This is a genomic window from Pseudomonas sp. MF6776, assembly GCF_016613125.1.
GTDB classification, from domain to species: Bacteria; Pseudomonadota; Gammaproteobacteria; order Pseudomonadales; family Pseudomonadaceae; genus Aquipseudomonas; species Aquipseudomonas iridis.
The window spans coordinates 1-24,428 of sequence record NZ_JAENSQ010000051.1 but is presented as its reverse complement, the minus strand read 5'-3'; the positions used below and the strand labels follow the sequence as shown (position 1 = coordinate 24,428).

28 protein-coding genes and 2 pseudogenes are annotated in these 24,428 nt (G+C 53.0%); 14 read left to right on the top strand and 16 right to left on the bottom strand.

All coding sequences use genetic code 11. The features are described 5' to 3' along the window. Together JJD74_RS29105 and JJD74_RS29100 are read left to right on the top strand one after the other, a co-directional pair. Positions 1-116: pseudogene (locus JJD74_RS29105) on the top strand (IS30 family transposase); the annotation flags it as partial. A gap of 190 nt (positions 117-306) precedes the next feature. Beyond that, a complete protein-coding gene (locus JJD74_RS29100; RefSeq protein WP_200617807.1) occupies positions 307-552 on the top strand; it encodes a hypothetical protein in 246 nt (81 codons plus the stop codon). A gap of 649 nt (positions 553-1,201) precedes the next feature. On the opposite strand, the gene JJD74_RS29095 is transcribed toward JJD74_RS29100, so the two are convergent. The 3 genes from JJD74_RS29095 to JJD74_RS29085 all read right to left on the bottom strand — a co-directional run bounded on the left by JJD74_RS29095 (position 1,202) and on the right by JJD74_RS29085 (position 5,715). Next, entirely contained in the window at positions 1,202-2,218 is a 1,017-nt protein-coding gene (locus JJD74_RS29095; protein WP_200617805.1) for a hypothetical protein, read from the bottom strand. Positions 2,219-2,728: 510 nt separating this feature from the next. Then, positions 2,729-4,555, bottom strand: a complete 1,827-nt coding sequence (locus tag JJD74_RS29090; RefSeq protein ID WP_200617804.1) for a phosphoadenosine phosphosulfate reductase domain-containing protein — start codon at positions 4,553-4,555, stop codon at positions 2,729-2,731. A 59-nt stretch (positions 4,556-4,614) separates the two neighbouring features. After that, complete coding sequence (locus JJD74_RS29085; protein ID WP_200617798.1) at positions 4,615-5,715, bottom strand: hypothetical protein; 1,101 nt, start codon at positions 5,713-5,715, stop codon at positions 4,615-4,617. A gap of 522 nt (positions 5,716-6,237) precedes the next feature. Between JJD74_RS29085 and JJD74_RS29080 the strand changes: the two genes are divergently transcribed. Then, positions 6,238-6,462 (top strand): hypothetical protein, encoded by a 225-nt coding sequence (locus JJD74_RS29080; RefSeq protein WP_200617797.1) that lies wholly within the window; start codon positions 6,238-6,240, stop codon positions 6,460-6,462. Between the two features lie 244 nt (positions 6,463-6,706). Further along, positions 6,707-7,675, top strand: coding sequence for a restriction endonuclease (locus JJD74_RS29075; protein ID WP_200617796.1), 969 nt, complete (start codon positions 6,707-6,709; stop codon positions 7,673-7,675). Between the two features lie 149 nt (positions 7,676-7,824). On the opposite strand, the gene JJD74_RS29070 is transcribed toward JJD74_RS29075, so the two are convergent. The 9 genes and pseudogenes from JJD74_RS29070 to JJD74_RS31030 all read right to left on the bottom strand — a co-directional run. Beyond that, a complete protein-coding gene (locus tag JJD74_RS29070) occupies positions 7,825-8,031 on the bottom strand; it encodes a hypothetical protein (protein ID WP_200617790.1) in 207 nt (68 codons plus the stop codon). After that, positions 8,028-8,255 (bottom strand): hypothetical protein, encoded by a 228-nt coding sequence (locus tag JJD74_RS29065; protein WP_200617788.1) that lies wholly within the window; start codon positions 8,253-8,255, stop codon positions 8,028-8,030. The genes JJD74_RS29070 and JJD74_RS29065 overlap by 4 nt, the downstream gene beginning before the upstream one ends. A 45-nt stretch (positions 8,256-8,300) precedes the next feature. Next, a complete protein-coding gene (locus JJD74_RS29060) occupies positions 8,301-8,483 on the bottom strand; it encodes a hypothetical protein (RefSeq protein ID WP_200617786.1) in 183 nt (60 codons plus the stop codon). Between the two features lie 65 nt (positions 8,484-8,548). Continuing rightward, the gene (locus JJD74_RS29055) at positions 8,549-8,770 is read right to left on the bottom strand and encodes a hypothetical protein (protein WP_200617785.1); all 222 of its coding nucleotides are present in this window, start codon (positions 8,768-8,770) and stop codon (positions 8,549-8,551) included. Between the two features lie 314 nt (positions 8,771-9,084). Beyond that, positions 9,085-9,258 carry a hypothetical protein gene (locus JJD74_RS29050; protein WP_200617808.1) on the bottom strand — a complete coding sequence of 58 codons (174 nt, stop codon included), beginning with the start codon at positions 9,256-9,258 and terminating at the stop codon, positions 9,085-9,087. A gap of 207 nt (positions 9,259-9,465) precedes the next feature. Then, the gene (locus JJD74_RS29045; RefSeq protein WP_200617784.1) at positions 9,466-9,780 is read right to left on the bottom strand and encodes a hypothetical protein; all 315 of its coding nucleotides are present in this window, start codon (positions 9,778-9,780) and stop codon (positions 9,466-9,468) included. 107 nt (positions 9,781-9,887) lie between these two features. After that, on the bottom strand, positions 9,888-10,121 hold the full coding sequence (locus JJD74_RS29040) for a hypothetical protein (protein ID WP_200617783.1): 234 nt from the start codon (positions 10,119-10,121) through the stop codon (positions 9,888-9,890). A 47-nt stretch (positions 10,122-10,168) separates the two neighbouring features. Next, the gene (locus JJD74_RS29035) at positions 10,169-10,660 is read right to left on the bottom strand and encodes a hypothetical protein (protein ID WP_200617782.1); all 492 of its coding nucleotides are present in this window, start codon (positions 10,658-10,660) and stop codon (positions 10,169-10,171) included. A gap of 777 nt (positions 10,661-11,437) precedes the next feature. Next, positions 11,438-11,668 (bottom strand): annotated as a pseudogene (locus JJD74_RS31030) (integrase); the annotation flags it as partial. Positions 11,669-11,731: 63 nt separating this feature from the next. Between JJD74_RS31030 and JJD74_RS29030 the strand changes: the two are divergent. The 7 genes from JJD74_RS29030 to JJD74_RS29000 all read left to right on the top strand — a co-directional run bounded on the left by JJD74_RS29030 (position 11,732) and on the right by JJD74_RS29000 (position 16,728). Next, entirely contained in the window at positions 11,732-12,832 is a 1,101-nt protein-coding gene (locus JJD74_RS29030; RefSeq protein WP_200617781.1) for a hypothetical protein, read from the top strand. Position 12,833: 1 nt separating this feature from the next. Beyond that, complete coding sequence (locus JJD74_RS29025; protein ID WP_200617780.1) at positions 12,834-13,634, top strand: hypothetical protein; 801 nt, start codon at positions 12,834-12,836, stop codon at positions 13,632-13,634. 172 nt (positions 13,635-13,806) lie between these two features. Beyond that, the gene (locus tag JJD74_RS29020) at positions 13,807-13,983 is read left to right on the top strand and encodes a hypothetical protein (protein WP_200617778.1); all 177 of its coding nucleotides are present in this window, start codon (positions 13,807-13,809) and stop codon (positions 13,981-13,983) included. Positions 13,984-14,007: 24 nt separating this feature from the next. Then, positions 14,008-14,883 carry a hypothetical protein gene (locus tag JJD74_RS29015; RefSeq protein ID WP_200617776.1) on the top strand — a complete coding sequence of 292 codons (876 nt, stop codon included), beginning with the start codon at positions 14,008-14,010 and terminating at the stop codon, positions 14,881-14,883. A 244-nt stretch (positions 14,884-15,127) separates the two neighbouring features. Further along, a complete protein-coding gene (locus JJD74_RS29010; protein ID WP_200617773.1) occupies positions 15,128-15,520 on the top strand; it encodes a hypothetical protein in 393 nt (130 codons plus the stop codon). A gap of 96 nt (positions 15,521-15,616) precedes the next feature. Beyond that, positions 15,617-16,171: a hypothetical protein gene (locus tag JJD74_RS29005; protein WP_200617771.1), complete on the top strand. Its 555-nt coding sequence runs from the start codon at positions 15,617-15,619 to the stop codon at positions 16,169-16,171. Positions 16,172-16,242: 71 nt separating this feature from the next. Continuing rightward, a complete protein-coding gene (locus JJD74_RS29000; RefSeq protein ID WP_200617769.1) occupies positions 16,243-16,728 on the top strand; it encodes a hypothetical protein in 486 nt (161 codons plus the stop codon). On the opposite strand, the gene JJD74_RS28995 is transcribed toward JJD74_RS29000, so the two are convergent. Next, complete coding sequence (locus tag JJD74_RS28995; protein WP_200617767.1) at positions 16,672-17,184, bottom strand: Arc family DNA-binding protein; 513 nt, start codon at positions 17,182-17,184, stop codon at positions 16,672-16,674. The two genes, JJD74_RS29000 and JJD74_RS28995, sit on opposite strands and share 57 nt — an antisense overlap. Positions 17,185-17,368: 184 nt before the next feature. Between JJD74_RS28995 and JJD74_RS28990 the strand changes: the two genes are divergently transcribed. Together JJD74_RS28990 and JJD74_RS28985 are read left to right on the top strand one after the other, a co-directional pair. Further along, the gene (locus tag JJD74_RS28990; RefSeq protein ID WP_200617763.1) at positions 17,369-17,968 is read left to right on the top strand and encodes a hypothetical protein; all 600 of its coding nucleotides are present in this window, start codon (positions 17,369-17,371) and stop codon (positions 17,966-17,968) included. A gap of 207 nt (positions 17,969-18,175) precedes the next feature. Further along, entirely contained in the window at positions 18,176-18,412 is a 237-nt protein-coding gene (locus tag JJD74_RS28985) for a hypothetical protein (RefSeq protein ID WP_200617757.1), read from the top strand. Positions 18,413-18,547: 135 nt separating this feature from the next. Here the strand turns inward: JJD74_RS28985 and JJD74_RS28980 are convergent, their stop codons facing one another. Further along, complete coding sequence (locus tag JJD74_RS28980; RefSeq protein ID WP_200617755.1) at positions 18,548-20,251, bottom strand: DNA cytosine methyltransferase; 1,704 nt, start codon at positions 20,249-20,251, stop codon at positions 18,548-18,550. A 778-nt stretch (positions 20,252-21,029) separates the two neighbouring features. Between JJD74_RS28980 and JJD74_RS28975 the strand changes: the two genes are divergently transcribed. Then, a complete protein-coding gene (locus JJD74_RS28975; RefSeq protein ID WP_200617753.1) occupies positions 21,030-22,907 on the top strand; it encodes an AAA family ATPase in 1,878 nt (625 codons plus the stop codon). A gap of 138 nt (positions 22,908-23,045) precedes the next feature. Here the strand turns inward: JJD74_RS28975 and JJD74_RS28970 are convergent, their stop codons facing one another. Together JJD74_RS28970 and JJD74_RS28965 are read right to left on the bottom strand one after the other, a co-directional pair. Continuing rightward, positions 23,046-23,312, bottom strand: coding sequence for a hypothetical protein (locus JJD74_RS28970; protein ID WP_200617749.1), 267 nt, complete (start codon positions 23,310-23,312; stop codon positions 23,046-23,048). A gap of 40 nt (positions 23,313-23,352) precedes the next feature. Continuing rightward, a complete protein-coding gene (locus tag JJD74_RS28965; RefSeq protein WP_200617746.1) occupies positions 23,353-24,282 on the bottom strand; it encodes a S49 family peptidase in 930 nt (309 codons plus the stop codon). Positions 24,283-24,428 lie beyond the last annotated feature (146 nt).

Genomic DNA, 24,428 nt, shown 5'->3' with positions numbered 1-24,428 from the left:
CCGTCGAAGCCGTCAATCGGACAGTAGCGAGGATCAATCTACGCCCGCGCAAGCGCTTGGGCTGGAAGACGCCGTACGAAGTGCATACAGGGGTGAGCGTTGCACTTATGTGTTGAATTCAGGCTGCCTAAAGGCGGAAACACGATAGTCGCCCGAAAGGATATTCCGATCGAGACGGCTACTGAGCAAGACTGCCAAGCGCTGCTGGAATCCGTAAGGGTTTTGCCGTGCAATGTCTGCCAAAAGCCTGCGTTCGACCCATCTTCCTGCAGCACCAATCGCGATGGTAAGTGCGAGAGCTGCTTCATGGCCGAGCTCAACGCTGCCTTCGAGAAGGAAACGAAGAAGGAGGATGCCAAGCTCAAACGTGACGACGCCAAGTTCAAAGCTCGTGGCTACACGCATCGGGTTCACGCTTGGATTCATCCGGCGAGCGGTTCGGACTACGAGCTCATGATGTGGATGATCAATCCTACCCAGGAAGAAATCACCTCTGAGTTGAAGAAGAAGAAAAGTGTCGATACGACTGACTACAAGTTGATCGAGCTGTAGCAATACCCAAAGGCCATTCCCATCTCGGGGGTGGCCTTTTTTGTTGGGGGCTTGCATCTCCTGAATTCCGTGGAGAATACAAATCAAAGAGGCACACAAAGAGCACGAGCTCACCTGGTGCCGAACAGTTCCTAGACGACCAAATAGTGGCCACTACTCAGTGTGGTGACGTAGAGATACGTCCGCGGCGATCAGCTACACCGCCGTGGGGGTCCGCAGAAGGTGCCCCGGATTCCAGGGATGAGAGAATCCGCAAAACAGCTGCAGGTTAGATGGACTTGAGGTTCGTTCCACTCAGTAGTTGCGCAGTAATGAGCAGCGAACGGCACGGGCAAACCACCTCCACCCTCGATGAGGGTCCGCTATGGGAACGTAGCGTCTCGGAAACGGGAGAGTCCAGGCAAGCCCGACCGCCCCTCCAGTCAATGGGGCAATGATTTGATGAAAAAGCCCGGCTTATAGAGCTGGGCTTTGTCGTTTCAGGGCGAGAGGCAAAGCGTTCGAGAATTAAATTTGTCGTAATCAGATCCTGAAAAATTGCACTGTACTTTGCCGGGTCTATTAGGTCTCAGCGAGCACTCGGCCCCGTTTACTTGCCCATAAATTTTTCGATATAGGCAACAGGGCCAACTTGGGAGTGGTCTCCTAGCTAAGCGACTAATATTGCTTCTGCAATTGCTGATGCCGAGGCAATAAGAGCATCCATATTTTTTAGATCTTGGTCAGGCCACATTTGGTTACGCAGCGCAGCCGACGCCTCGTTTAATACGCCTTCCACCATGTCTGGAATAAATGTCTTTCCGAGTGCGCGTGGCACTACGGCGAGCCTAGGGGAAGCCTCATCATACCATATATACCCATGGGGAGCTTCATAACTATGATCCCTAGAGTAATCAAAATTAAAACCATCTCGCCAATTCCCTTCTAGGGTTGAAACCCAAAAGGTAGGGTAATGGATTTCTAGTATTAAATTTCGATGGATCACATCCAGCTCTTGAAGACTTGCCAATAACGAAGAGTTCTTATTTGACATATTTTTGCGCTGCTCAGTTAAACCATCGCGAGCTTCCACTATATTTTCATAGACAGTCTTTCTCATGGCTGTCGGGTCTGCATAGCTCTTTCCGATAGCTCGAGTAATGAGCAGGTAAGTACTGTATCCATATGCGACTCCCAAATGGGCATCATACCCCCATCTTGATAGTTCAAACATTTTCTTAGATACTTCGTGCGCGTCATTCATCAATCGTAGGGTATCATCGTCGCTTATTTTTTTACGAGCTTTGCTTCCGCCTTTTACATAATTTGCCATGATGGTAAATAGCACAGACCTTACTGACCAAAAATAGTTAGTTATAGCTGTTTTCTCGTGATCTTTTAAAACTCTTCCCATAATTGAATCTAAATTCGAAAGAATGCTGAGTATTTGGTCAACCTTTTTATTTATTTCATCAAGTTCTATCTTGATATCATTCAGGTCGCTCAGAACTTTGTTTTGAAATAGCAGCTCACTAATTATTCCAAAACCTTTCACGACAACAATGGCGCCGGCTATGTAAGGGTTTTCTGGCAAGGCCATCAGCGTTTCTAAAATTTTTTCTAAATCACTGGCAGCATTTTCATCGACCCGTAACGCTGGGTAATCTTTAGGTGCTTGGTTATTCATTGTTTTTACTCGCACTGCCAGTACAGTTACATGGGAGTGGGCAATTTGACCCTATTACACATCCACCCACGTCACGGCCGTCCGTGTAGCAATATTGCCTACACTGGGCTCCTCGGCAGTCGTCACGACAAAATCTTCCGCCCGGACAGGATGCGATGCCGCTTTCCGATTTTGGGCTGCTGCATCCGGCCATTACTGAAATGAATAGACTAAAGCCTATTAAGCACCAAAAGTTCATAATGAAATCTCCTCAGAGGTTCCGATTATTGTAGTCCTGCTTAGAGATTCGTTCCCCCCACGACGGCAAATCCGGACGAAGTTGCACTTAGCCGATTAGAAGGCTTACCGGCAGGCGGGTAGTTTCCAACAACTTGAAGTCGTCAAGCGGTAGTCGCGCACAGCTTTTCTATTATGAATCACAAGGAATCGCGATCATGATTAACTGCGCCGAATAAAAATACAGATTCTGATTTGGGAGAATTTGGAGCGAGCTGAGGGCGATGGCCGCCCTTAGAAGTCCATCAGGAACTGCCCGTTATCACAACGCGGCGCTAATCGTTTACGGTCCGCTGAAGCTTGCTTGGAGCTACCTGAAGAAGCTGATACGCCCCTCAGCTTGGCGATCAGGGCATCAGGGTTGTTGAGGATCTCCCGGAGCCCGTGGCGGTGCAGCTGGTTCCCGATACGCAGCATGCGGTCCCAGGCTGAGTGACCACCTTTCTTGAACGATACAACGCCATAGCGCAGCAGATAGTGCAGGGCCTGTGAGGGATAGACGTCCTGGTGTGGGCCGTAGTACTCGAGGGCCCGGTCAAGCTCAAACTGGTAGAAGAGCTCAACCCCTTCATCATCGAGATCGAACTCGTTCGTCTCATTGACGTTGGTGTAGTAGATGCCCTTTTTCAAGAGGGTGCCCTGGCAGGACAATTCATCGTTTACCGATCGCAAACCCTCATACATGCCGTTGAACTCAGCATCGGCGAACGGAACCTCGATGGACCGTGAAATGTCGAGGTCCGACCGTTGAAACTCCGTGTACTCAGCAGGAAGTGAGTAGCGTTTACCCTCTTCGAAAATGGCTCTGTATTCGGAGAGGGCAGTGAATGGCCGCTGATACGAGTACCTCGACCAGTGCAGATCGATGGCCAGTACCTCCTTCATGCCCAGCAGCTGGAACCGGGCAGGACATTGGTTGCGCTGAGACCATTCAGCCTCATCCGCGTCGATGGTCAGGGCGTAGCGCAGCAGGTCCAGACACAGGTCAGGGGAGTAGGCATTGGCGGCAATCTTGATATGCCCGTTCTCAGGGTTGACCGTGCGAGCCAGCCAGTTTCGGCCTTTGGGATCGTAGTGGCGGGATTTGAGGTAATTACGGAAGTCGTTTAGTGGCTTCATCCAGTCGTATATGCCCTCCTCATGGCTCAGCATGTTTTCCATGCTTTTGTCCGTGCTCACGCGCAAGCACATCCAGCAGCCATGGCGGGCGCCGCATGAGGTTTTGCGCTCAGCACCGCCGTCTCGGATCATCACGTTCACCATGCAATCACCCGCCGAGTCCCGGTAAACCTCGGTCAGTTGAGAAAAGTCCGAGTAGGTCTGCAGACGCCCATTGGTGACTTGGGAAAGGAACGTGAAAATATCCAAGGTCGTAAAATCAGCTATGGGACTCATGATCCAGTTGGGTTTTTCGCCCGGCTTTGCCATGTTCACAGGAAGGAAGGCGCTCTCCCCACGGGCGGCCATATTGCGCCCACGGACAGCCGATTCATCCCGACGCGTGCCGATCAGCGTAACGATGGTATCGCTTGCAAAGTCGCGTCCCATTTCCTGCTCGATGACGGCCTTGATCTGGCGCTTCGTACGATCCATCGGTGACGCCTTAATTTGCTGTTGGCATTTGGCAGAGTTCCCGGGCAATGAAGCGACGGTGCGACCACCGATGATGGAGACCAGCCAATTTTCGGAAAGGTTGGGACTGCAAACCCAGATGCGTACAGGAATACCGTGCTTTTCGGAGTAGGCCTTCAGAGCGCGGATCTCGTCCTTGCTGTATGAGTGCACTCGAGGGTTCTCGAGGAGTGTGTCGCTGTTTAACACTTGCAGTTCCGGCACTTCGAAACCCTCAGCCTTCAGCTGCTCCATTGCCTTCAGTGCAATCGCCAGTGTGACCGAGCTATCTTTTCCGAACGAGCTCGCCACGATTAATCGCTTACCAGCAAGAATCAGTGATTTGATCACTGCAATGGCTTCGTCCACCTTCTCCGCAAACGAGCGCTCGATGATGGGCGACGCCACTGGGGCGGCATCCTGGAAGAGGGTGGAAGCGATCAATTGCATGGTCAGAGCCCTGAAGATGAAGAACACCTTCAGGGTATGGACGATCGCAAATATGCAAGTTAGATCACGCCGGCTTCCTGCAGATCGAGGGTATCGGTGCGCCGATTTGCACGCATCGGCGGGGAGGAGGGCGCTGCATTGAACCGCATTGAGGCTCGATCCACGGCAGAGAAATAGCAGTGAACATCGGGAGCCGTCTCTTTCACCTCATCAGCCAAGGCTAAGACAAATGTGACAAGGGCCAAGCCGTCCTCGAGCTTTTGACCGGTTCCGACCCGCGGCCCGTCTTCGAGTTCGAGGATCAACCCACCTGAGGTTTGTTCACGGAGGAGCCGAACTGAACGCCCGAATCGTTCACGCAATCGCCTTGTTAAGGACCCATGGTGATGGGTACCAGTGTGTTCCAAAAAGATCGCAAGCAGGCTGATCCGTTCGTACACGGTCAGCCAATGACGGCGATTGTCGTCCTCGCGTTGACCATCACGGGCCGCCACGCGAGCGTCAAAGTCGCTGATGCTGATCGACCCTGCCTTGACCTCTCGTAGCCATCTTTCGTCCTCACGCCAAAGAAATCTTCCCCGCAGTGCATACAGGTACTTGTCCAAGTAATGGATCTGTCCATGCGCCGTCAGGTGGCGAACCTGCTTCTCTATGTCGGCCTGGGCATCGAACATGAACTCAGGCTCAAGGGCATCCATCAGCGCGTTGAGCTGGGTTGCGATTGCTACCGCATCCTGTAACCACTGGAGCAGGTCGATGGCGCGAAACCTGCCCGCGGTGAATTCGAGGGGACGCCTCGGCCCCCCATATGGCAGGCCCCTGGCCCTCTGGACAATGTCTGGCAGCGTGTTGGGGAGTCCGATAACGAAATTGAATCTGTCACCCAGCTGCTGGCGGTTCGTTGCAGACCAGGTGCGCGACCGTTCTTGTACGCTGGTCACGGCAGGGAGGTTCTGGACCAGATTGGCTGTCCGACTGTACTGACTGTGGGTGTAACACAGGTCCCGCCCCGCCGGGAGCTCGAACCAGCCAGCCTCGATCGCCTCGAGCACAGCTTCGACTCGATGGTCACCTGGCCGGGGCCGCTCTTCCTTGGATTTGCGGTACGCAATGGCCGCAGCGATAACAGCGTCCGTGGTGTGTTCTTCACATAGGTGCATCACAGGTGTCCTGGAGACGATTCATGTGATGCATTGTCCTTGACTTAGCGCATATGCAAGCCCGCCCGGGAAGCCCTCTTAGAAGGCTCGGAGGCCTTTGGCTGGCGGTGGCGTTCTCCACATGCTGCTCCAGCTTAAGAGCCCTCACCCGCGCCGTTAATTGGTACCGGATCCCGGGGCGGATGACCTCCTTGCATATTCCCAGATCAATGGAAGATGGGAGCGACACCGGTGGCTTCTTCAACACGTCCAGCTCCGATGGTGGGGGAGGATTCAGCACTAGCGACAGTCTTTAGTCACACTGAAGCGAATTGCGTCGGGGGTGGGAAGCTTGTAGACCTTCCCACCCCCGATTTGGTTGAGCACAGGGCAAAGTTGGTAATGGTGAAAAACGACTGATAAAGGTGCAACCTGGTACGCAATCGTGCTTGGCTAAGATTGCCCCCCAACGGCCGAGCACCGAGGCTATTCTTAGAGCTTGCCCGGAACCACGGATCTGACGCTTGTCGATGGAGAACCTTCATGAGTCAAATCGAAACCCCAGAAGCTCTCAAAGCCCGCAAGCTTGCCGAACTGCGCATTGATCTTGCCCGTGCTGTAGCGGAGAAACAGCCGGACCTTCGTATTTGGAGGCAGGGCCTGATCCACGGTCGGCTGTTGGAACTGGAGTCGGCTGGAGTGCTGTCCAAAGAGGACAGCGATGTTTTTAGCCGGGAGGTCCAGGCGACAATGGATGCTGCAGAGTGACTCGTTGCTGCTAGCTCTGCATTCCCCGTGTATCAAACGTTTCACGCTCGTCTCGAAATAGTGAGATCGTCAATTGCATGTTCCGCGACTGTAGAACCAGGTCGTTGACGCCCTGTCCTGCCACCAATGTTAATTCCTGAACCGAGGGTCACGTCTCTCGTCGCTACCCTGCCCAGGGAACCGATTGCCGGCCTTGATCCGTCGCAATTGACCATGATTGCTTCTTCACTCAATGGAGCAACATATGGCCAGACGGCGCAAAACTACAACCCTTGATGATCTGCTCAATATTGCGATGAAGATGCCGCTGTGGGCGAACCTAGTCATTGCTGGTGGCTCGTTTTTCTTTTTACGGTATTACGGTGGAACAGAATTACCCATGTTGTCAGTGACGCCAGGCAGTGACGTTGGCTCCGCGATCGCACAACAAATCCTTCGGCTGTTCGCCTATATCGGGCAGTACGTCATCCCACCGGTGTTTCTGCTTGGTGGAATCCTTGGGTGGATTCAGCGAAAAGTGAGGGCAAGAAAATTCAGCCGCATTGGGTCGGCGCAGGAGCCAGGCGTTGCTATCCGCAACCTCACCTGGGAGCAATTCGAGAACATGGTCGGGGAAGCCTTGCGTAAACAGGGGTTCACTGTTCAGGAGACCGATAAGGGGCCTGATGGTGGAATCGACCTGGTGCTGCGTAAGGGCAGGGAGGTGTTCCTTGTCCAATGCAAGCAGTGGCGAGCCTCGAAAGTGGGAGTTCAGGTCGTCCGCGAGCTTTATGGCGTAATGTCTGCGCGTGGAGCGACTGGAGGGTTTGTGGTCACCTCCGGCGCCTTTACTAATGATGCCTGGAGGTTTGCGAAGGGGACCAATTTGCAGCTGATTGACGGCAAGCGGCTTATTCAGTGGTTCAAGAAGCCCGAGGTGGGCAGGGGCGTTCTTCCAGCAGAAGATTCTTTGGAAGAGGCCGACCGCGCAACGGTCAGTCTAGCGTCGCCTGCACCTGGCGATGCGTCGAAGGCCTGCCCGCCTACTTCGCATTCCAGCAATTCCCCAAATTGCCCTCGGTGCGGTGGTGGAATGACTGGCCGATACCCGCGATCCACCAATGGTGCAATAGCGAACCGTGTATTTCTTGGGTGTCTCAATTTTCCCTCGTGCCGGGGTACCAGACCGCTTGAAACCGAGGCGGTTTCTCAGGACACAAATAAGACCTTTTGAGGGGGTAGCAAGAAGGCTCTGAAGGCACATTGGTAAAGCGTTCAGGGACTGTCCCCAGCCAGCATTGTTGGGCAATGAACGCTTTCCTATGTAACTTCACGAGGGTCGTCGACCCTCGACTTATGTCAGTTTGTGGTTGGTCCGTCGCCTCAGTATTTTTCGGCTTCACCCTGAGGCCAAGTCAAATACGCGGTAACAGCACCAAACACGACCACTCCTGTGAACCAGATCCAGCCTTTCACGGTTGCAAGATCAGTCGACGCATGACTGATCAACTCGACATAAGGTGCCCAAAAAAAACTAAAAAACACCATAGAGGCCAGCACGGCTAAACAGCTAAGTGCAATTTCTCTCATGATTTTTCCTCGTCGTGAAGAGCATACCAAAGAAACGCTTGCGCACCGAAACCAGCAACCCCGGCAAAAGCGCCAAGTGTGATAAGTGCCCCCGAAGCAAGACAAAGGCCCAACAGAGCCAACCCTCCGCCGAAAGCACCGATCATCATTGGTGTCCTGCGGATCCACCGTGTTTGATGTTTAACCTGAGCGATCAATTGCCGCTTCAAATCTTCATCGCTCATCCTTTCTAACTCCCTGAATAGAGTGTTGTGTCGCCATCGAAGAGCTCACTTGAGCCCGTAGTTGCGCTTGAGTTCGACGATACGAGCTGCGCGCCGCTGGTGGGCCTGGGCGTTGACCTGATCGGCCTGAATCGCGCCGTAGGCAACTGCAGCGGTGTACTGCTCGTTCTGCTTCACTAGGTCGACCAGTTCCTGGAGCTGATCTTGCATTTCTTCGTAGATAGCCATGGATTCTCCTATGGGTTACGAGCTGGCCAGCGGCCAAGCAGCAAACCCATATGTCGCATTTTTCCTCAGTTCCGGATGTAGTTGCGCGAGCACTTGCAGTTCTGCTCGTAAAACGACACCGCGTCTTCGTCGGTCATATTGGTAGGGCAGGGCTGCAGGGTCTTCATCGAGTGGATGCAGGAGCAGCCATCTTCGAAATATGCCCGGTTGAGTTTGAGGCGTTCTTGTTCCTTCAACTGGTAGTTTAGCTCCTCCCCAGTCGTGGCTTTAAAGTTGACGTGTTTCAAGATCCTCTCCTTTTCCGCGGACGCGAAAGTCGGCGCCCTCTATTGCCAATGCCCGCAATGCAGGCGAGTGTTCCTCGAGGTTTATCTTCTACGACCAGTCCGGATGGTTGGGGTCGATTGACGCCCTGTGCTGGGTACGATCATTTCCTTGCCCGTATCTATTCGAGCAACGATCCAGTTGCCGCGGCTACCGCAGTCTGTGATCTCAACCGTGCGCACTGAGAAAATTCCCGAATCATTAGTGGACGCGATATGCGCCCAACTGATTCCCAGGTCCCACACAGGGCCGAGTTCGGGAGGTACCGCGAATTATCCTAAACCTTGACGATATCCAGTTTGTAATCGCACATCCAATCAGAACCTGCACCGCCATCGTCGGTTACTACGCCATTATCGAGCTGGTTACGATACTGTTGCTCGAACTCTTCCAGCGATACGCACAGCATGGCCTCTAGATCAGCGTCAGAGACTTCAATTTTGATATTCATGGGTATCCCTATGCTGACCGGCGTTCGCCCTGCAGTCGCTTCAAGCAGCGCTTGCAGGTCACGTGATCAGCGTAAATTGTAAGATGCTCAGCATCAAAGTCGGCCTGGGTGCCACACGCAATTTCCGATTCGCCTTCGGGATCTGCCTCGGTGGCTGCACAGGTGATTACTTCCAAATGCACTCGACGCGTCATGCTTTTTACCTGCTCACTCGCTCAGTAACGCCTGCCCGGCAAAGGACAGCGCCAATGGGGATCGGAACTCACCACCGTTGTCCATAGCGTCGGAACACGCCTTCAGAAGTTGCTGCGCCAAATTCATGGCCTCTCGCGCATCAGTGATTTCGACCTGCAGGTAATCCGGATAGCACGATTTCCCGTCAATGACCTGCTGCCCTTCACCTTGAATGAAGAGGAGCTGGCTATCTTGTCCGGAAACCTTCAAAACAGCTTCGAGTAACTCCGGGTTGACCTCGGGAATCGCGTCACAGATCTGGGCGGTAATCTCTTCGGTTGCCTTCATGGCTGCATCGACTCTCTGTGGTGCTTTTGATTTTGAATTGGGTAATAAATCCGCGCTATTCACACTGTCAAAACCCGCTTGCGCGGGTCGTGGGTGACGGCCTTTGGCTAATCTTCCAAGCCAGTGATGCCATCCCCTTTCCAGAGGCGGTCAGCGACACGGCGAATGCGGGCCAAATCTGCTTCTTTGGTAGGCAGGCTGAATAGGTTGTCCACGAACTCGTCTTGGGCAATCTCACGGCAGAAGTCCGGGCGGGAGTAGCCAGACTTAAGCAGGTTGGAGTACTTCTCTTTCCCTAGCAGCCGCTGAGCTGCTTCGTCGAACTGGGCCTTGGTGGTCACGTGAATTTCCTTTTCTATTCAGGTGTGGGATTTCAACAGTTTTCACTTCACCGCGCAATGCCAACTGCTTTATCAAGCGCCGCATTAAACAGTTCCGTAACATCAGTGCCGTCCTTTAGAGTTTCGACAAACTGGCCTTTTTCGACTTTCAAGAACACCGTAAAGCCTGTGACGTTGCAGGTTACCGACTCGGGCATTTTTTCGTCATCGTAGGCTGCGCAATGCGCGGCGGAAATGGCTTTGATGAAGTCGCCGTTTGCGAAGGCGTGATGGATAGTGAACCCGCCCGCCGGCTCAACAGGACTAACCTTGTTTTCGACCAAGTCGTAGATTTCTTCAGAAGTGAACGACACGCGATACACCAACCCCTTGTCGATCAGGGCGCTGAGGCAGTTGCGAACTTTCATACCGTCATTCGATTTGGTGACGTTGAGAGCGGTCACGGCTGGGACGATGCCTGTGATCCAGTTACCATTGCCAGCGGTGATTGCGTCCAAGATTGCCTTTTTGATCAGTTGGTTGCGTTGGGCCGTGTTCATTTCTGTTACCTCATAAAGTCAGTTCAATGAGGTTATGATGAGGTCGCTAAACTGCAACACCCTCGAGCTTGTCATCGATCGGCCGGTAGAACTTGGCGCGAATATCGCTTATCGCGCGAACCTGTTTCACGTATGTTTCAGCTACAGTCATGGCCTTGCCGCAAGCTCTCCGCAATGCCGCACTGCTTCCAGTTTGCGAAATATGCGTAATTATGCGGAAATTCCTAATTTATGGATTTCAGCCTAAAGGCCCATAATGACCCCAGAAACCAAGGACACGCTTCTCTTCCCTCGCACCTACCTGGCTGGGACAAAAAGAAATTAATGAGAAAACAAAGAATAAACTGAGACAAGAAGCTGTATTTGACCGTACAACTGGTGTGTCCGAAGAAGGGAGGCCTACGTTTCGTTTACGGTCTAAAAGCTGCTCCGAAGAGGCCAGAATGAGTGGCAAATATCCGACCGTTTTTCTCGCTGCATAGATAGGCTATCAAGCAGATCATGGATTTTCACATAGTTGCGCATAAAGTCTTTTTAAAAAACTAAACCAATAATCACGATTTTTTAACATAAAAATTCAAGTATTTATCATCTTTCGTTCTTATCAAACCTTGCAAGCATGGCGAACTTGCGCGATACATCGCAGCCAATCTGTTACGTCGACCAGTTTAACCCTAACCCACAACTCAAAGCGGACAGTTCAGCAGCCATATAAAGCTCCACTGATCACCGCCTACTCCGATGGTTCGATGACATCCATAGATAGCGACCTTACTCTTAAATCCCTAGATATCGAACGGTGCTCTCCAAGGCGTATGGCCGAGCAGCAGTTGAACCGCCCGCAGGTTCTCCGTCCCGCGATAGGTCAGTGATGCCTTCCTACGTCACATTGTGTGAGCGCCATACATGGCCAGATAAAGGCAAAGGGCTCTCCCCCAACCTTTGACGATACAAGTATTGCCGAGTGGAGTGATGGTCTGAGGTATGCCGTTGAGTCGGAAAAAGGCATGGCCTCGGGCAGATCACTCTACACTCTAGCGAAGGACAGACCATCAGCGCAGATACATAGCCATGGCGAACAGAAAGACAACCCTGTCTCCATCCCAAGTGAACGCAACACTTGGCAGTGCAAATTATTATGCGGAATTCAAGCAACCGCCTGACGCACCAGAATCCGAAAACACCCTGAAAGAACTAGACGGACTACTCTTCTGGCAAATCCTCGTCACAGAGGAAGATGGAATATTTGTTCATATGTACTGGGAGTCAAAATACAAATTCGATATTTGCCGAGCCACACTCTCTAGAACCATGAACTCCCAACCCTTAAACCATGGGCATATCGGCACTCCAAAGTCAAAACCAAAACCAGCCTGGAAAAATATAAAACCAATAACACTCATACTGACCATAGCATCAATTATTGGAGCCGCAGAAATAATCCACAACAGATACGACAAGCTCTTCGCGGAACCCCACCTACTGATAACAGCCGTTCATGGAGATGCTCAAGCAATTTCAAACGAGCAAACATTAGCAATCATTCAAATTGCCAACCAGGTCAAGACGGAGCACACAAATGTTAAAGTTACAGCAAGTCTAATAGCACCTAAAAAAAATAAGATCCCTTTAAAGATAGAACCACAGGATATTCCAGAGATATCAGGAAACACAGCCTTTCAGGCTAAAATTACGATACCTCCACTAGAAATGGGTGACTACGGTATTGAAATTTATGCAACAGCCAAAGCAGGTTCCTGGCAATTCAGAAGAGAATTCATTCAAAAAATTCCGTTAAAAGTTTGGCCTAATACTCCCCACTCGACACTAAATTTCACCAAGCAAAAAGACTCAACAATAAAAATTGTAGGGGTCATAGTAATTGGCCCACCTGCACCACACGGTATTGACTGCGCGATGGACTTCCAAAAGGCGAAAAACTTAACCTTCGCCCAGATTTTTGACTTGACATCGAGCTATAGAAGCCTGAGGTGGAATAGCGTAGGAAACGACCAAGATGCGATATCAAAACTTAGTTGGTCCATCAACCCAATACCCGACGGGAAAACCAGAATTAAATTAACCACCTACATATCATCAGTGGACGCTGAGCCACTAAATCTAATTGAAAATAACTCAAAAATAACTTGCCAATTTCGAAAGGAGGCATGAAATGAACCATGCACCCACCGCCAGACTGGCAGCCTGCATACCCCTCATTATCGCAACCAACCAAAGCAATGCTGACACTCTATCCGGCATTGTTTATGACTATGGCCAAGGACTCACAAATACCAGCGGAATTGAGTTAGTGTTGATAACTGTCCACGACCACAAACAAAAAACACTAACCAGCGGAATAACGGACAAGAATGGTAGATACAAAATAGAATTGCCAGCAGACATATCCATGCTCAAATTTCTTGGTGCAACAATACACTATCAAAAAATTGGCTATCGATCATATCCAACCATAAGACCACTACTAGACAGAGAAGAGAAACCAGTCCCTCTTGCGAAAGAAAATGCTGACTCCAGCTACTACGAATCCGTTGCGTTGCAATTAAACAACTCGGCATTTATAAGAAGCTCCAATGTCGACTCTGAAATTGCCTTAATATCCAGTCTCCCTGAAGGCAGCCGGACAAAAATATCCACCTACCTAGATAACAAAGCAGAACCATGGGTCATCGAAAAATTGAACCAAGCAAATAGTACGCGAGATGCAACCCTAAAGATTAATAATGAAATAATCAAAGAAAATAAATTTAACCACATCAACGTAATCGCCTACCCTAACTTCCCCACCACAGGGACGGTCTGGCTGATGGGCGTCGTTAAAGAGGATTCAACCAGGAAATCAATTGAGGAACTAACAACAACCATAAACAGGCACAGAGTAAAAAATGACATAATCACAATTCATGAAACTGCACACAGGGACTCCAAGCAACCTAAGGATGCTTTGGAATAACGGAACGAAAGCAGGTTGAAGTTCCGTAGTTTTTTGCGTTTGCACCCGAATCCATTTGTGGACGAGGTTCGCGTTGAAGCTATGGCTCAGCGAGATGTTGGCAATCGAGGCACCAGCAGGGCGCACTCTTGAATGACTTGGACCTTGAAGGATTTGGAGTAGGAACGGCGTTGTGGCTGCATGTCTGCAAAATGCGGCGACGATCTTCGCACCTCGACGCAAGGGCAAAACCACCTTTCTCATCAACGACCTGATACCCATTGCCAAGGCACACGGTTTCATCGTTGCCACGGCTGACCTGCGGTTTGACAAGGCGCACCCAGAGCGGGTGATTGCAGGCGCGTTTTAAGAGGCCATCCACGGTGCCGGCTTCTTGCGACGCAACTGGCTGAAGCTCATGCGACCTGGCTCTCTCGTGCAGTCGGTAGAGGCCGGCGCCGGTACCGACGACGTGACGATGATGGCCGAGCTGGCGAAGGAGGGTGGTCTGAACCTGCTCGAACTCTTCGAGCGCTTCCGCAGACTCGGAAACGGCAAGGCGTTATTGATCATCGACGAAGTGCAGCACCTGGCGAGCAAGAAAGATTTCGAGGATCTGACCGTTACGCTCCGCTCATTGCTGCAGCAGGCTCACGGCGAAGTTTTTGAAGTGTTCACCGGGTCCTCACAGGACGGCCTACATCGCATGTTTCGTCGCACCAAAGCACCTTTCTACCAGTTCAGCCACGAGATCCAATTTCCTAATCTTGGTTTGGAATTCGTGCAGCATCTGGGCCAGCGATTCGAGGAGATCACCGGACGGCAGTGGGACGTAAATGCCGCTTTCGAGCGTTTTGCTGCCCGGGTATACATGCCCAAGTACATTCGCGACGTGTTCTTGCTGTGCCTCACTGAGGGACTCAGCGTGCGAGATGCGGACCATCGAGCCTGGGGCACCATGACGGACGAAGGCAACTTTGAAAACCTGATTCTGGAGATGGCTCCTCTGGATTTCTCCGTACTTATCGGACTGGTGAGGGGCATCTCGGTTTTCTCTACCGAAGGACGCGAGTGGATTGGCAGCGAGATGCCCGGTGGCCACGTACCCAGCGCCGCGACTGTGCAGACTGCATTGAAGCGCCTGCAACGCCGCGACCTTGTTGGGAACATCGGCCACGGTGAATGGGCAATTGAGGACATCGCGGCTGAGGGTTACTTGCGTCGGAACTTCGTGGACATTGACCCTCCACTCGGCCTGGACACTAATTGACAGTCTACTGCTCGCCGGCGGCCACAGGTGCAGTCATTTGTAGGGGCAGCATCTAGTACTTACGTCTGATTGCGGCTCTTGCCGCGGTTGGACGGTTAAGGCAACATTTGAGCCTCTCACGAGCCTAGATTGTCTGGGTCCGTATTGAGCTGGCCACCAGCACTCATCGCGCAAATCTGCGCACACCAACCCTCGCGGGGCTTTGTCCCTGCCGGGTCAAGCTCCGTCCAAATGGAGCTTCGACATGTCAAATTCCAATATGAACTACCACGAGATGAAACAGGCGATCCTGCGGGGCCTGGTGCATTCCGGCTGGATGGCCGTGGAAGAGATCAGCATGAATCACACCTCTGCAGTGGCGAAGAAGTCGTTTCAAACCGCGGTGGGTGAGCGGACCGCTATTGCCTACTTTACGGACGCTCCCGACGAGTGCTGCAAGCTCGGCGGCGAGTACACCAGTGAAGGCAATAACGTCCTCAGCACAACAGGGTTCTTTGTCTGGTACCACCAACACCCTCGGAGTGAGGTGACGCCAGAAGATCTGTTCGCCGGCGCCGTCGAGTTCTCAAAAAAAGCTGAGGTACGGATCTCCGATACCATGCCGATGCGATTGATGCGTCAGCGTTCTGCTGAATAGATCCCAAGGCCCGATCGGGTCCTGCGTCATAAACCCAAAAACTAATTGAGCCACGGCCCATTGCGGGCTGTCGCTCAGGCATCTTGGAGTTGGATCATGAACCTTACGCAGATGATGTTCGCGCTTGGGGACTTTTTGGCGAGCTGTGAGCTAAAGCTGCTCGCCGCTCAAAAGGAGCATGCTGTCTCAGAAATATGTCGTGATCTCAGCGGCGCAATTAATGTTTGTGCGTACATTGGCTTTATCGCCCGTGACAAGGGGACAAAGGGCCTGGCAAATGCCATCTGCCCCCTGCATGACAGAGGTATCGCCGATGATCATCTCGTTCCTGGCCTGGAGGCCGCGGGCTTGATTGATCTCAGGATAGAGCTGCAGAAGCGGATCCAGCAGATCCGGCTTCGCCTGATTGTGGATGAAATGGCGGGGGCGCCTGATTTGGTTTCCAACACACTTGGGTATCTGCGCACATCCAATCCCGGACTCTTCGAGGAGAATGCCTCAACGCCCAATCTTGATTCCTTGGTTGAGGAGCGTGCGGTGCTGATCGGTCGTGCCATGAAAATGGGCACCCTCGAGATGAAGGTGAAATTCTGGCTGGGCCTGGGTGTAAACCCTGATCAACTCTACGGGTTGTTTGTTCAACCGAACTGAAGCCAATAGCTACAAAACCCATGCGGGCCAAGGCCCCGCTGGGGTCATGGCTCGCTCAATTGGAGAGGAGCATGACAATTACTGCAATCAGCCGGGTTACCGTTGCCCTTGGTTACGATATCGCTACCAATCAGCCTGTCATCCGTCACTGGATCGACAGGGAGGAGGTAATCGATACAGATGGTGCTCACCTGTTCGTAATGGTGGGCAAGAAGCGGGGAGCGATATCTATCCGCTACAAGCTTCACCCTCTTGAAAAGGAGGATGAACGCGCATTACAGGGTGGGCCATACAGCGATTTCAACCGGTCCTTTACCACGTCAGCTGCATCGACGAAATCGATGCAATTCCCACCAGCTGCAAAATTTAAGACATCGGCGGGGTTCCCCGCCGAGAGTCTTTTTTGGCAAGCCTGCCTTCCCAAAAAAGATTCTTCTGAAAACCGTGTCGCAGCGTTACCTGGTACAGGCCAAGGCGCCCAGCCGGGCGCCGTGTTTACGTCAAGCCACGTACGAGTTGTCCTGATGATGCGTTTCAACGCAGGCGTTTTGCAGTGAGTGGATATCGCGTTGATCATTAATCCAGCATTGAAGTGCCTTCAGCATCCACGTCATCATGGACATCTGCTTTAACCCCGCCTCTATTGCTACCGCATCCCGAATGCCGTCTGGAAAACGGACCGTGGTCGAATGGTCCCCGCGCATTGCGGAAAGGTCGATATGAGGAACCCCAACCAGAATCAAGCTGGCCCGGCCTTCACCAAGATGGTTCACGTAAAGCTGACGGTCGAATGCAGTCCTTTGGTTTCCGTCCAATGCCTCAGCTACCGCCATGATTATTTCTGAGTTGATGCTCCGGCTGTGGCTTCTCGCGATTTCATCCAGGGCGTCAATGATGATCGAGTGGGTGGTCAGGACAAATTTATCCGCTTTACGTGAGTCTTGCACCCGCCGGCAAGACCGTGGCGGAAGGGTTGCTGTATGGGCCGTGGTAGCCATGGATAGAGCGGTCATTGGGGGCGTCCCTGCGGTAAGGTTCGTCGAAGGTCATGCGAGCGGACGGCGGAGCAGACCATGTAGTTCAAGTTGCGTGATGGGGCAATAGTAGCGAGGAGGTGCCGTCAATGACGTGCAGTCTGCCCCTCTGAAAGGGCAGAAAGAGTAACCTTGCCTATCCCGGGCACAGGAGGAGCCACGAATGTCCACTTACTCAATTGCAGATCATGCCCACCGATTCGCCGTATGGGCCGCTGGGCGTGCCTATTCGCGTAGCGGGGGGGACGGAGGAGGGTACTCCGTTAAGTACGCGCAGACGATGCTTGAGGCAGCCGGTATGCGGGACATCAACACGCCAACGGATCTTCCAAGTGCGGAGGGAATTGACGCGTTCGTACATGAGCGAATCGAAGCCGTATGTGCGGCGCGACCGGCGACCTATGTGCACCACAAAACCGGAGAGCACTTGAAGTTTCGGTGCACTTATGGCCGTGCGCAGAAGCTTGTGAACGTCTACCTGAAGTCCAAACTGGTCTGCGGTCGCTACCACGATGACGAACGCGTTGAGCGTCTGCATCCACTAATTGACAGTGTACTGCTCAAGGGGTTGAGCGCGTTCAGCGAAAGCGTTGCTGGCCAGGTTCAGTACGCGGAGTTTCAGAATAACCTTCTCGATGCCCAAGCTTTGGGAAGTTCCTGGGTAGTCTTCACGCAAACCACCTATGAGGCTTACATAAAGGCGTTCAAATCTTTGCAGAAGGATAAACCCTTGTGGGCGATTGAAGAGCACTGGGTGCTCTAAGGGCTCGAACGGCGTTTTCTGTCGATTACCGAGCGAGAGACATCCTGGTATCTGGCTGGTGACTGTCACAGTCCCGTCTGGGCCGTTGCCGGGGGCAAATACCGTCCAGAATTAAGTGGCAAGTAGTCACGCTTTGCCTGTCTCCCGCTCACAAGCGGATATCAGGGGCTGAGAGCGATTGGTCAAAAGACTCATAGGTAGTTCGGCATGCAAACCTTGCTTGATAAGCGACTTCAGCGCCTCAACCGCATTAAGCTGGTGTTGCTCGTATTTGAACTGGTACTCCTTGTTGTTTCCGGGATGTATGTGTCTCAACAAGAAGGATCACCAACGGTCATGTGGGCGGTGAATTTTGGCCTGCTCATGATAGCTGCGGGCGCGCACTATGCTGTTTCGTCACGGATTGACAAACTCAAGTACCAGGCGAGTGGGCAAAGATTTTAAGGTAGGCCGGCAACCGCGATGAGCATCTTTTCGCGGAAGGGAAAACGCTTCCCGCTGGGAAGAATGGCACGTTAAATTCTTGGAGGGGGAGGACCTTACAACGGGACCTCACAACCCTCCAGAAGGCTGGCTGCTTCAGGCAGCGATGGCTTCTCGCTGTCGAGCCTTCCATGGATCATTCGCACGAGCCAGTCTGGCCATCTGCAACGGGCTAACGGAGTTCCCGACCAGATGGCTTTGCTGAGTCTTATTCAACTCCCGGCCGTCGTGCCCTCGATCGATGATATAGCTCTCGGGAAATCCCTGCGCACGATACAGCTCACGTGGTTTGAGCATGCGCAGGCAGATGTCGATCATCAGGTACTTGGTGCCATTAACATCAACGGTTACCAGCGCCAACTTATCTGCAATGGTTGTCTGAAGTGGGAGGTTTGAAGCCTTTCCATGCTCCACCATAAAATCCGCAACTCGCAGAGCGCCGGCCATTTGTTCCTCGGTAATTTGCAGGCCGAGGTCAGAAGCAACTTGCATCAGTGATGCGGTTGCCAGCTGCTGTTGACTGCCCGCGCTGGTGATGGTGCTAAATGGCGCCAAGGCGCTATGAGCGGGGGTCGTATTCTTGCCGCCATTGGCCTGGACAATGATGGGCGCCACGAGCGAGAAATGACCACCTTTGACCTGCGCACAAATGGTTCGCAATGGACTGTCGGCCGGCATGTTTCGCTGGTGGGTGGCATTGGCATGCTCGGAGATAAATGGCGTCAACAACGGCGAGCCCAACATCAGTTCACCACGGTTGGCGCCGGTAACGGTCCGCATTGGTTCATCAATGCTGTGAAGGCGCACGGCACCCTGGTGAGTGACCGGAACAATAAATGGTCGTCCGTTCAGGACAAACTTCTCGATGCCAGTGGCGATCCGAACATTCGTGGTTTTTACCAATGGCCGGCTTCGCGCCCAGATGCTCGGACCAAGATCGGTCCAGTCGATACACTCAGCAGCGGTGCGGTACGGCAGTTGCCCCTTTTTCGGCTCGGCCGCGTGTGACGCCTCCGGCCATACAATGGGATGGCCGTCACATCGGGCCATCAGAAATAGGCGTTCGCGAGTGGTCGGCGCACCATCGTCACAGGCGCGGGAGATGCGCCATTCGACTTGGTATCCCAAGCGTCGCAGGCTTGCGACGAAATGATCCCAAGTGCGATTCACAGGGCTGCCGTGACGTTTGTACTTGCGACGCTGCTTGCGACGGTGGAGCGCATTGCCGGTGAGCTTGCCTTTATCTGGTACCAGAAACTGTTCGTGACGTGGGACGTGCTCGCCTAGTTTGGCAACAGTGCCATCCAGTTTGATGACTCGACCGGTTTTAGCGCATCGCTTTGCAACCAGTGGGCTCCAAAGCTGCATCTGGCGAACATTTTCCATACTGATCGTAATCGGGCGGACCTTGCCGGCCCATTTGATGATTACCCAACCGAGGTCGCGGATTTCCTTTTTACGCGACTGGCCACCGGCCGCCTGGGAGTGGTGAGTACAGTCAGGACTAGCGTGCATAAACCCAATTTGGCGACCGCGGCAAGCCTTGACCGGATCGACGCCCCACACATCCGTTTGATAGTGCTCAGCATGAGGGTGATTTGCAGCGTGCATCGATATGGCTGTGGGGTTGTGGTTTACGCAAATGGTCACCTGCCGGTTCAAACCCATTTCCAAGCCGGTCGAGGCGCCACCACCTCCAGCAAACAGGTCGACAATGATCCAGCTGTCAGAGTCGTCGAGCGCGAGGCCGTATTGGGTTGAGAAATCGATGGTCGGGAATTTTTTTGGGAAAGAACTCATGCTGTAAACACCGCTGCCAGGTCAGAGGAGGGCGCGACGCCCGTTTCTGATCCAGATCTTCCATGCGTTCCCAAAACTGCAACTTCAATGCTCTTCGCGCGTAGTGCCGATTGGACCATGCACCAGGAGCAAAACAGAAGTTTCGTTTTCTTCGTCGGGTGCGAGAATACCCGCATGATCTTTATGAGGAGTGATCTGTGGGCAGCATCAGGTTTTTGGGATTTCTCGTTTGGGTTTGGGTCGTGGCGTTTTGGGCATTCCCGCGAGTTTATTCAGCTGCGATGGTGATAGAGGATGGAACCCTCGTCGGCATGCCGCCGGAGGTTTGCCAAGCACTCAATCTTCCAGTGGAGAATGCTCGCTGCAAATTCCGAGGAGCGTTACAAGGAACTCTGCGCCTCACTTGGGAAGTTGTAAGTGAAACAGGGTTGGCTGTGGAGTTGGAACAGGGCAAGTACCCACTCGCTTATGCAAAGTCACGGGTCGCCGGTGGTAAGCCCACGGAGGTTGCTCTGTTCGTAGGGTTGGGGACTTTGCTGCTCCTCCCGCTCCTCCCGGAGGCGATGCTGTTTCTTCGCAGGCGCCGGTCAGTGGACGTTGCTAGCGTGTAGGGTCACTAGATGCTCGCGAGTCGCCATACAAGTCAGGCACCCGCGCAGACCTTGAGCTACCAGGATTTGTGATAAATCTGCCCCCGTTCAATGGGGCGGATAGCCGCATTTGGTTCCAGCGAGGTATGGAACCATTGCGGAACGCACATATATCTCTGGAGCAACTTGTGATAAATGAATTCTGGCGCCTTTGGCGCAGGCAATGGTTCAAACGCACGGTCATCTCCGTTGCGGTCATTGTGGTGGCGCTTTCGTTGAAGGCGTGGTCGGTCTATCAGGCGCCGAATGAACCTGCCCCAGGCTCAACACAGGCGTTACTCGTAGAATTGGATGAACAAGGACATAAGTGGCAAAAAGAGACTCAGCCTGTATCCCAACTTTTTGCTGATCTGCAGGATGGCAAAGTTGAAGGCGTAGTGCTCGGGCAAACACGAGTCTATGTGAAGACTCAGGCAGGTCAACGCTACTCGGTGAGCGATGCCAAGGGCCTGGTTAGCGAGCGTCTAGTGAATGAATACGCGAAGGAAGGTTCAGCGCCCTTTCCTTTGACCTCGGTACCACTATCGGGCTTTGACCTTGGAAGGCTCGTAGGGATCGTATTCAACACGTTGCTAGTTGGACTGATCGCCTACATGGTCATCCCACTGTTAAAAACACTGCTGCCATTCGATGTGCACAGAGGCGGTACTGATCTTACGTTTAACGACGTGGTTGGCTGCCATGGTGCTAAAGAAGCTCTGCTCGACATAATCCAGGCTAGCGAGATGCGTCGAGCTTACCGGGATGCTGGCGCCCGTCCACCAAAGGGCGTTTTACTTGTCGGCCCTCCCGGTGTTGGTAAGACCCAGTTGGCCAAAGCTCTGGCCACAGAATGTGGAATGAATTTCATCTCTGCAACCGGGAGCGACTTCACGAAGTCGATTGTGGGCCAGGGCGTTATGACCGTGCGACAGCTTTTCAATACTGCTCGAAGGAATACTCCATGCATCGTCTTCATTGACGAGATGGACGGAATTGGAAAGCGTACGCAGGGCGGAGACGCCGTAGCTACCGAGAACAACCGGATCATCAACCGCATGCTTGTCGAGATGGACGGATTTAGTAGCACCGAGGGGATCTACGTAATTGGTGCAACCAACTTCATCGGCTCAGTCGACCCAGCCATGCTGCGGGAAGGTCGTTTCGACCGAATAGTAGAAATTGCCCCGCCAAATAATGACGAGCGCCTTGAACTCTTGGAGCTGTACACCGGCAAGTTGAACAATCTCGGTCTGATGAATCTTGATGATGTATCACGGCGTTGCATCGGTCTTACCCCGGCAGCGATCGCTGCTGTGGTGAACCTAGCTGCTGTACGTTCGGTGCGGGCAGGGTCCAGGACGATCACGCAGGAGCACCTGCTGCAGGCTATCGAGACTCACCGAATTGGAGAGGTACGGGTTGGAGCCTATGCCATGACTGACGAAGTGCGCAGGCGCGTTTCGATCCACGAGGCGGGACATGCGGTCGCTAATGTGCTGCTTGGATTAGGGCAACTTGAAAAGGTATCGCTGTTACCCCGTGGTCAAGCCCTAGGAGTCACTCTTGTTACTCCCGCAGAAGATCGTCGTTTGGTAACCAGGACTCAGCTGGAGCGAGAGATGCAGATGCTCCTGGCGGGTAGGGTTGCAGAGCGGATTGTACTGGGTGATGAATCGAGTGGCGCTGCTGACGATCTCCATCGGGCAACTGAGATTGCAATCGCGATGGCGGCTGAGTTCGGCATGGCCGGCATGGGGCAGATGGCTAGCGCACGTGCTCTGCGTGCTGCGAGTATCCCGCTCTCAGCAGAGCAAATGGTTAAGTCAGCCAACCGGCTGCTTGAAGCCGCTGATTGTGCCTGTGAAAAAATGCTGGTGGAGATTATGCCGGCGCTACTCCAAATCGCAGAGTCATTAAATGAGAAGGAAGAAATTCTAGGGGAGGAGGTAGAAGGAATCCTTGCCCTGGTGCAGAGGTCACCAGAGTCCGAACAGGGTCTGAAACTGGCTGTGAACAAGGGGTAATACGTGGGTAACATGGTGCTTGAGAAGGCTCTAACTCCAGATCATGAACCGGCCTAACGGCTTATCTCCACGCGCAGACATCTAAGCAGCTGCACACAAGCCAGAACTTTGAGCGGAGTTGTGTGCAGCGGTAATTTCCTATGGTCGGCTGTCGTTCTCGGCAAGAAGCGCATGATAAAAATGCGCAGCGTGAAATGCTTTAGACAGAATCAGCGTGAGCACCAGCGCGATACCAATTGCTGGCCAAATAGTTGCGCCATATACGAATTGGTAGGCTGATTTCCATTCGGTAAAGAAGTTGGAGAAAAAGAGACCTACATGGGCGATGAGCAGTCCCTGAGTTGCGCGATAGGCCATGAGCCATTTTGTGTAGCGTTTCTCTAAATCTTCACTTGGTGATTGCATTGGTTGTTCCTTGATTCGGTTGGCGCGGGGTCAGTGGTTGTTAGCGAAGGCTTTGCCCGGAGAAACCGAGGGACATCGAGAGTTCCTGAGCCGCAGATGTACCGATCCGCTTGGCGAATCGGTCGAACGGGTTGTCCTTAGTTGAGAAATCGACAACCTTGCTTGCGCCTACGACCTCACGCGCCACATAGTCCACATCACCCAACTTATCGATAAGACCAAGCTGCTTTGCCTGCTGGCCCGACCAGATGAGCCCCGAAAAAAGCTCCGGGTGGTCCGCTGACTTCAGCCTGTCGCCGCGGCCGGCTTTGACCGCCTCGATAAATTGATTGTGGGTTGTTCTCAGGACCTCGCCCCAGAAGGCGGTTTCGTCAGCGTTCCTGGGTTGAAATGGGTCCAAAAAGGCTTTGTGCTCGCCAGCGGTGTAGGCCCGGCGTTCGACCCCCAATTTTTCCATCACACCGACGTAGCCAAAGCTTGCAGCGGTGACGCCGATGGAGCCGACCAGGCTGGCCTTGTCCGCGTAGATCTCGTCGGCGGCGCTGGCGATGTAGTACGCGCCTGAAGCCCCCAGGTCGGTAATCACTGCAAAGACTTTGATATTGGTGTGCAAGCCGCGCTGGCGCTTGATCTCGTCATACACATAGCCCGCCTGCACCGGGCTTCCACCTGGACTGTTGATCTTCAGCACGACGGCTTTAGTGCGCGCATCGGCGAAGGCCTGGCCAATGCTTTTCTTCAGAGCCTCAGCGCTGGCGGCTTCGCCCTCGGCGATGGGACCGCTGACATCGACCCGTGCCGTGATTTCTTTGGCATCAGCACCGTCTGCAGTGAAGTGCTCGACTGCCAGTGTGGTCGAGACGACAGCTAGGGTGCCCAACCACATCACGTACTTGAAGCGGCGCCGGCTTCGTTGTTCACGGACCAGGTCGCGTACCAGTGTGTCGAGCACCTCTATAGGTTGAGTCATATGTTGCCTCTGTCGGGGTTGTTGCCGCTGACCGAAAACTGACCCAGTAGAGGCTGTTCTGCCGATCGAAAACTGACCCAGGTGCTCAACTGCTCCTGCTCAATTTATGAGCAGGAGAACACAGGGTGATCAGTATGGAAATGATG

What these genes read in the sequence shown, in the direction of transcription:
- JJD74_RS29100 (WP_200617807.1), top strand. Translation starts at nt 307, where the DNA reads ATGGCCGAGCTCAACGCTGCCTTCGAGAAGGAAACGAAGAAGGAGGAT.
- JJD74_RS29095 (WP_200617805.1), bottom strand. Translation starts at nt 2,218, where the DNA reads ATGAATAACCAAGCACCTAAAGATTACCCAGCGTTACGGGTCGATGAA.
- JJD74_RS28990 (WP_200617763.1), top strand. Translation starts at nt 17,369, where the DNA reads ATGTCCACTTACTCAATTGCAGATCATGCCCACCGATTCGCCGTATGG.
- JJD74_RS29070 (WP_200617790.1), bottom strand. Translation starts at nt 8,031, where the DNA reads ATGAGAGAAATTGCACTTAGCTGTTTAGCCGTGCTGGCCTCTATGGTG.
- JJD74_RS29050 (WP_200617808.1), bottom strand. Translation starts at nt 9,258, where the DNA reads ATGAATATCAAAATTGAAGTCTCTGACGCTGATCTAGAGGCCATGCTG.
- JJD74_RS29065 (WP_200617788.1), bottom strand. Translation starts at nt 8,255, where the DNA reads ATGAGCGATGAAGATTTGAAGCGGCAATTGATCGCTCAGGTTAAACAT.
- JJD74_RS28970 (WP_200617749.1), bottom strand. Translation starts at nt 23,312, where the DNA reads ATGCAATCACCAAGTGAAGATTTAGAGAAACGCTACACAAAATGGCTC.
- JJD74_RS29060 (WP_200617786.1), bottom strand. Translation starts at nt 8,483, where the DNA reads ATGGCTATCTACGAAGAAATGCAAGATCAGCTCCAGGAACTGGTCGAC.
- JJD74_RS29025 (WP_200617780.1), top strand. Translation starts at nt 12,834, where the DNA reads ATGAACCATGCACCCACCGCCAGACTGGCAGCCTGCATACCCCTCATT.
- JJD74_RS29005 (WP_200617771.1), top strand. Translation starts at nt 15,617, where the DNA reads ATGAACCTTACGCAGATGATGTTCGCGCTTGGGGACTTTTTGGCGAGC.
- JJD74_RS29075 (WP_200617796.1), top strand. Translation starts at nt 6,707, where the DNA reads ATGGCCAGACGGCGCAAAACTACAACCCTTGATGATCTGCTCAATATT.
- JJD74_RS29085 (WP_200617798.1), bottom strand. Translation starts at nt 5,715, where the DNA reads ATGCACCTATGTGAAGAACACACCACGGACGCTGTTATCGCTGCGGCC.
- JJD74_RS29000 (WP_200617769.1), top strand. Translation starts at nt 16,243, where the DNA reads ATGACAATTACTGCAATCAGCCGGGTTACCGTTGCCCTTGGTTACGAT.
- JJD74_RS29030 (WP_200617781.1), top strand. Translation starts at nt 11,732, where the DNA reads ATGGCGAACAGAAAGACAACCCTGTCTCCATCCCAAGTGAACGCAACA.
- JJD74_RS29035 (WP_200617782.1), bottom strand. Translation starts at nt 10,660, where the DNA reads ATGAACACGGCCCAACGCAACCAACTGATCAAAAAGGCAATCTTGGAC.
- JJD74_RS28985 (WP_200617757.1), top strand. Translation starts at nt 18,176, where the DNA reads ATGCAAACCTTGCTTGATAAGCGACTTCAGCGCCTCAACCGCATTAAG.
- JJD74_RS29010 (WP_200617773.1), top strand. Translation starts at nt 15,128, where the DNA reads ATGTCAAATTCCAATATGAACTACCACGAGATGAAACAGGCGATCCTG.
- JJD74_RS29090 (WP_200617804.1), bottom strand. Translation starts at nt 4,555, where the DNA reads ATGCAATTGATCGCTTCCACCCTCTTCCAGGATGCCGCCCCAGTGGCG.
- JJD74_RS29080 (WP_200617797.1), top strand. Translation starts at nt 6,238, where the DNA reads ATGAGTCAAATCGAAACCCCAGAAGCTCTCAAAGCCCGCAAGCTTGCC.
- JJD74_RS29045 (WP_200617784.1), bottom strand. Translation starts at nt 9,780, where the DNA reads ATGAAGGCAACCGAAGAGATTACCGCCCAGATCTGTGACGCGATTCCC.
- JJD74_RS28980 (WP_200617755.1), bottom strand. Translation starts at nt 20,251, where the DNA reads ATGAGTTCTTTCCCAAAAAAATTCCCGACCATCGATTTCTCAACCCAA.
- JJD74_RS28995 (WP_200617767.1), bottom strand. Translation starts at nt 17,184, where the DNA reads ATGACCGCTCTATCCATGGCTACCACGGCCCATACAGCAACCCTTCCG.
- JJD74_RS28965 (WP_200617746.1), bottom strand. Translation starts at nt 24,282, where the DNA reads ATGACTCAACCTATAGAGGTGCTCGACACACTGGTACGCGACCTGGTC.